The sequence below is a fragment of the Micromonospora sp. CA-244673 genome, assembly GCF_050948395.1.
Taxonomy (GTDB): domain Bacteria; phylum Actinomycetota; class Actinomycetes; order Mycobacteriales; family Micromonosporaceae; genus Micromonospora.
Map to the genome: position 1 here is coordinate 4,692,400 of NZ_CP192019.1, position 7,023 is coordinate 4,699,422.

Here is a 7,023-nt window from a genome sequence, read left to right on the forward strand (position 1 = left end):
GCGCGGCGGTGACCCGCTGTACCGGGTCCGCTGGACCCCGATCGACGCGCCGGGCGGGGCGGCGGTGGACGTACCGCCGGTGCTCGACCTGACCGGCCTCACCGACCTGCTCGCCTCGGACGCCACCCCGCAGCTGGTGATCCTGGCGCCCGGCGGCGGGACCGACGGCGGACCGGAGGCGACCCACGACCTGGTCACCCGGACCACCGAGGCGCTCCAGGCGTGGCTGGCCGACGAGCGGTACGACGCCGCCCGCCTCGTCGTGCTCACCTCGGGGGCGATCGCGGCCGGCCCGGAGGAGGACGTCACCGACCTGGCCGCGTCGGCACTGTGGGGGCTGCTCCGCAGCGCCCAGGTCGAGCACCCGGACCGGTTCGTCCTGGTCGACGGGGACGGCACCGGCGCGCTCGCGGCGGCGCTGGCGACCGGGGAGCCGCAGCTCGCCGTCCGCGACGGCAGGCTGCTCGTGCCGCGCCTGGCCCGGGCGGGTACGCCGGAGGGGCCCGTCCCGGCCCTGGACCCGGAGGGGACGGTGCTGATCACCGGCGGCACCGGCACCCTCGGCGCCCTCCTCGCCGAACACCTCACCACCACCGGCCGCACCCGACACCTCCTGCTCGCCAGCCGCCGCGGCCCCCACGCCCCCGGAGCCCCCGAACTCACCACCCGGCTTCAGGACCTCGGCGCCACCGTCACCACCATCGCCTGCGACACCACCGACCCCCACCAGGTGCAATCACTCCTCGCCGCAGTGCCCGCCGAACACCCCCTCACCGCCGTCTTCCACACCGCCGGCACCCTGCACGACGCCACCCTCACCACCCTCACCCCGGAGCACATCCACACCGTCCTCCAACCCAAAATCGACGCCGCCTGGCACCTCCACCACGCCACCCAACACCTCAACCTCACCGCATTCGTCCTCTACACCTCCGCCGCCGGCACCCTCGGCAGCCCCGGACAAGCCCACTACGCCGCCGCCAACACCTACCTCGACGCCCTCGCCCACCACCGCCACACCCACGGCCTCCCCGCCACCGCCCTCGCCTGGGGCTACTGGCAACAAACCACCGGCATGACCGACCACCTCACCACCACCGACCAACACCGACTTGCACGCACCGGACTCCTCCCCATGCCCACCGACCACGCCCACGCCCTACTCGACGCCGCCCTGGCGTCGGGGCAGCCGGCGGCCGTACCGATGCGGCTGGACCTCGTCGGCCTGCGCGGCGGGACGGTCCCGGCATTGCTGCGCGGCCTGGTCCGGCCGGCCGCCCCACGGGCGGCGGCCGGCGCGGCCACCGACTCCGGGCTCACCGGCCGGCTCGCGGCGCTGGACGACGCGGGGCGCCGCGAGGTGCTCCTCGGCGTGGTCCGCGGTCAGGTCGCCGCGGTCCTCGGGCACGGCGTACCGGAGACGATCGACCCGCAGCGGGCGTTCAAGGAGTTGGGCTTCGACTCGCTCACCGCCGTCGAGCTGCGCAACCGGCTCAACGCCGCCACCGGGCTGCGGCTGCCGGCCACGCTGATCTTCGACCACCCGACCGCGTACGCCCTGGCGGGCGAGCTGCTGGCCCGGCTGCTGCCCGACCAGGCGGCGCCCGGCCACGCCCCGCTGCCGGCGGCGCGACCGGTCGACGAGCCGGTCGCCATCGTCGGGATGGCCTGCCGGTTCCCCGGTGAGGTACGCGATCCGCAGGAACTCTGGCGGCTGCTGGTGGAGCGCGGGGACGCCATGTCGGACTTCCCCACCAACCGCGGCTGGGACCTGGACGGCCTGTACGACCCGGACCCCGACCACGCCGGCACCGTCTACACCCGCGTCGCCGGTTTCCTGCACGGGGCGGACCGCTTCGACGCCGAGTTCTTCGGCATCAGCCCCCGGGAGGCCCTGGCCACCGACCCGCAGCAGCGGCTGCTGCTGGAGACCGCCTGGGAGGCCCTGGAGCGCGCCGGCATCGACCCGACGTCGCTGAAGACCACGCCGACGGGTGTCTTCACCGGTGTCATGTACAACGACTACGCCAGCCGGTTGCACCAGCACACTCCGGAGGGCTACGAGGGGTACCTCGGCAACGGCAGCGCGCCCAGTGTCGCCTCCGGGCGGCTGGCGTACACGCTGGGCCTGGAGGGGCCGGCGATCACCGTGGACACGGCCTGCTCGTCGTCGCTGGTCGCCACCCACCTGGCCATCCAGGCGCTCCGCAACGGCGAGTGCACGCTCGCGCTGGCCGGCGGCGTCAGCGTGATGGCGACCCCGCACTCGCTGCTGGAGTTCAGCCGGCAGCGGGGGCTCGCGCCGGACGGGCACTGCAAGCCCTTCGCCGACGGCGCGGACGGCACCGCCCTCTCCGAGGGCGCCGGCCTGCTGCTGCTGGAGCGGCTCTCCGACGCCCGCCGCCACGGCCACCCGGTGCTCGCGGTGATCCGGGGATCGGCGGTCAACCAGGACGGGGCCAGCAACGGACTCACCGCCCCGAACGGGCCGTCGCAGCAGCGGGTCATCCGCCAGGCCCTGGCCAACGCCCGCCTCACCCCCACCGACGTCGACGCCGTCGAGGCCCACGGCACCGGCACGACCCTCGGCGACCCCATCGAGGCCCAGGCCCTGCTCGCCACCTACGGGCAGGACCGCGACGAGCCGTTGTGGCTCGGGTCGATCAAGTCGAACATCGGGCACACCCAGGCCGCGGCCGGGGTCGCCGGCATCATCAAGATGGTCCTGGCGCTGCGGCACCGGCTGCTCCCGCCGAGCCTGCACGCCGACACGCCCAGCAGCCACGTCGACTGGGACGCGGGCGAGGTCGCCCTGCTGGCCGAGGCACAGCCGTGGCCGGCTCACGCGGACCGGCCGCGCCGGGCCGGCGTCTCCTCGTTCGGCATCAGCGGCACCAACGCCCACCTCATCCTGGAGGAGGCGCCCGCCGAGGGGGCGCGCCCGCCGGCCGTCGCGCCGGCGTCCGGCCCCCTGCCGTGGCTGTTGTCGGCGAAGACGCCGGCCGCGCTGCGCGCCCAGGCGGCCCGGCTGGCCGCGCACCTCGATGAGCACCCCGAGCTGGAACCGGCCACCATCGCGCACGCCCTCGCCACCACCCGGGCCACGTTCACCCACCGGGCGGCGATCGTCCCACCGGCCGGCACACCCGGCAACGAGCCGCACACCGCCGCCGACCTCATCGCCGCGTTGCGTGCCCTGGCCACCGGCGCCTCCCACACCGGTCTCGTCCGGACGCCCGCCGAGGAGCAGCAGCAGACCAGCGCGGGGAAGGTGGCGTTCCTGTTCACCGGCCAGGGCGCCCAACACCCCGGCATGACCGCCGACCTCTACGCCCGCTTCCCGGCCTACGCCGCCGCCCTCGACGAGGTCTGCGCCGCCCTCGATCCGCACCTGGAACACCCGCTGCGGGAGGTCATGTGCGGCGAGCACACCGACCTGCTCGGACAGACCCGCTACACCCAACCCGCCCTGTTCGCGGCAGAGACCGCCATGGTCCGGCTCCTCGACAGCTTCGGGGTGCGACCCGACCATCTCATCGGCCACTCCATCGGAGAACTCACCGCCGCCCACATCGCCGGCGTCCTCGACCTTGACGACGCCGCACGACTCGTCACCACCCGCGCCCGACTCATGCACGCCATGCCCGCCGGCGCGATGCTCGCCGTCACCGCACCCCTAGACCGGATCGAACCGGTTTTGAGCGCCCACCCCGACGTGAGCCTGGCCGGGCACAACAGCCCCACCTCACTGGTGCTCGCCGGCGACACCGACGCCATCGAGTCCATCGCCGCCCAGCTGACCGAGCAGGGAGTGCGAGCGCGGAAGCTGCACGTCGCCCACGCCTTCCACTCGGCCCACACCGATCCGATCCTCGATGACTTCCGGGAAGCCGCCGCCCGGGTCACCTACCGGCCAGCTGCGCTGCCCATCGTGTCCAACCTGACCGGACACCTCGCCACCGACGAACAACTCGCCGACCCCGACTACTGGACCCGGCACATCCGCGAAACGGTCGACTACACCGAAGGCACCCGAACCCTGCACGACCTGGGCGTCACCCACTACATCGAAGTCGGACCCGACGCGACGCTGGCCACCCTCACCCAGGAAACCCTCACCGGCATCACCGCCCTCCCCACCCAGCAGCGCGGACAGGACGGCCTTACCCAGCTGCTCACCGCCTTGGCCACCGCCCACACCACCGGCATCGACGTGGACTGGGCGCCCCTGCTCCCCAGCGGACCCGCACCCACCGTCCCGCTGCCCACCTACGCCTTCCAGGAGCAGCGGTACTGGCTGCACGCCGACGCCGCCGTCGGTGAGGCGGAGGACCTCGGTCTCAGCAGCGCCGGGCATCCCCTCCTCGGCGCCGCCATCGAACTCCCCCACGACCAGGGGCACCTCTTCACCGCCCAACTCTCCGCCGCGGCGCACCCGTGGATCGGGGACCACACCGTCGGCGGCGCGCACCTGCTGCCCGGCACGGCGTTCGTGGACATCGCGCTGCACGCCGGCGCGCACACCGGGCACCCGTACCTGCACGAGCTGACCATCGAGGCGCCGCTGGCGCTCGACGGCGGCACCCCCGTACGGCTCCAGGTCGAGGTCGGCGCCGCGGACGACGCCGGGTTGCGGCCGCTGACCGTACGCTCCCGCGCCGCGCGCACCGAGGGTGACTGGACCCGGCACGCCACCGGCACGCTGAGCGCGGTCGCGCCCGCGCCGGCCACCCCCGAACCGGCCTGGCCGCCGGCCGGCGCCGTCGAGGTCGACGTGGACGGCCTCTACGCCGACCTGGCGGCCTCCGGCCTGCACTACGGGCCGGTGTTCCAGGGCGTGCAGCGGGCCTGGCGCGCCGGGGACACCATCCACGCCGAGCTGAGCCTGCCGGAGGGCACCGACACCGGCGGGTACGGCGTCCACCCGGCGCTGCTGGACGCGGCGCTGCACACCATGGCGTTCCTCGACCCGGTGGACGGTGTCCGCGCCTGGCTGCCGTTCTCCTGGGCGGGCGCCGGGCTGCACGCCCCGGCGGGCGGCTCGCTGCGGATCCGGCTGAGCCGGACCGGTCCGGAGCGCGTCAGCCTCGACGCCGTCGACGGGGCCGGCACACCGGTGCTCACCGTCACCTCGCTGGCCGTCCGGCCGCTCCCCGCCGACCTGGCCGGCGCCGCGCAACCGGCGCCGGTGTACCTGCTGGACTGGGTGCCCCTGGCCGATCCGGCTCCGGCGGCCGGCACGTACCCGACGGTCGGCCCGGCGGCCCTGGAAGCGGCGCTCGCCGACGGGACCATGCCCACCGGCACGGTGCTGCTGCGGCCGGACCCGGTCGACGGCGACGTGCCCGCCGGAACGCACCGGACGGTGGAGCAGGTGCTCGCGGCCGTGCGCGGCTGGCTCGACGCCGGCGACGGCAGCGGACGGCTGGTGGTGCTCACCCGCGGTGCGGTCGCCGTCGGGGACGGCGACGACGTACCCGACCTGCCCGGCGCGGCGCTCTGGGGCCTGGTCCGGGCGGCACAGAGCGAGCACCCGGACCGGCTGCTCCTGCTCGACCACGACGACGACCCGCGTACCCTCGCCGCCCTGCCCGCGGTGGTCGACGCCGCGGTCGCCGACGGCGAGCCACAGCTCGCGGTGCGGGGCGGCGTGGCCGCGCTGCCGCGGCTGGTGCGCGGCCCGGCGGCCGACGCCCCGCCGGTCACGCTCGACCCGGCCGGCACGGTGCTGGTCACCGGCGGCACGGGCACCCTCGGCGGGCTGCTCGCCGGTCACCTGGTCGGCCGGTACGGGGTGCGGCGGCTGCTGCTGGCCAGCCGGCGCGGCCCGGACGCCCCCGGCGTCGTGGACCTCGTCGCGCGGCTGGCCGCCCTGGGCGCGGAGGTCGAGGTGACCGCCTGCGACCTCGGCGACCCGGCGGCGGTCCGCGCCCTGGTCGCCGGGGTCGATCCCCGGCACCCGCTGACCGCGGTGTTCCACACCGCCGGGGTGGTCGACGACGCGACGCTGCACACGCTGACCCCGGAACGGCTCCACGCCGTGCTCGCGCCGAAGGTGGACGCGGCCTGGCATCTGCACCAGGCCACCAGGGACCTGCCGCTGGCCGCGTTCGTGCTCTACTCGTCGGCGGCGGGGATCCTCGGCGGCGCCGGCCAGGCCAACTACGCCGCCGCCAACACGTTCCTCGACGGGCTGGCCGGGCACCGGCGGGCCCGGGGCCTGCCCGGCACCGCCCTCGCCTGGGGCCTCTGGGCGGAGTCCAGCGGCATGACCGGCGGGCTGGACGACGCGGACCGGGCCCGGATGGCCCGCGCCGGCATCCGCCCGCTGGACAGCGCCGCCGCGCTGGCCGCGCTGGACGCGGCGCTGGCGGAGGACCACGCCGTGGTCGTACCCGTCGGGTTGGACCTGCGTGGCCTGCGCGGCCCGGACGTGCCGGCGGTGCTCCGGGGTCTGGTCCGCACGCCGGCACGGCGTCCGGCCGCCACCGCCGCGACGCCCGCCGCGGCCGGCCAACTGGCCGCGCTGCCCGGCCCGCAGCGCGACCGGCTCCTGCTGGATCTGGTACGCCAGCAGGTGGCCGGGGTGCTCGGACACGCCACCCCGGCGACGGTGCAGTTGCGGCGCGGCTTCATCGAGATGGGCTTCGACTCGCTGACCGCGGTCGAGCTGCGCAACCGGCTCAACGCGGCCACCGGGCTGCAACTGCCCACCACGCTGGTCTTCGACCACCCGACGCCGATCGCACTGGTCGACCACCTCAAGGCGGAGCTGGCGCCGGACCCGGCGGCGGTGTTCGCGCCACTGCTGACCGAACTCGACCGGTTGGCCACCGCCGCCGACGAGCTGCCCACCGGGTCCGACCACCACCGGGACGTGGTCGCCCGGCTCCAGGACCTGCTCGGCCGGCTCACCGGCACGCCGCCGCAGGCGACGGACGGCGGATCCGCCGGCACCGACCTGGACGCCGCGACCGACGACGAGATCTTCAGCCTCATCGACAACGGGCTTTAGGGGTTTGA

The 7,023-nt window shown here is 75.6% G+C and carries 1 protein-coding gene (only partly in view); it reads left to right on the forward strand.

The genetic code is table 11. The features are described 5' to 3' along the window. Window positions 1-7,015, forward strand: the 3' portion of a protein-coding gene (locus ACQP12_RS21580; RefSeq protein ID WP_433281462.1) for an SDR family NAD(P)-dependent oxidoreductase. 22,544 nt of this gene lie to the left of the window's left edge; 7,015 of the gene's 29,559 nt are visible here — the last part of the coding sequence; its start codon lies off the left edge, out of view; it ends in the stop codon at window positions 7,013-7,015. The last annotated feature ends 8 nt before the right edge of the window (window positions 7,016-7,023 follow it).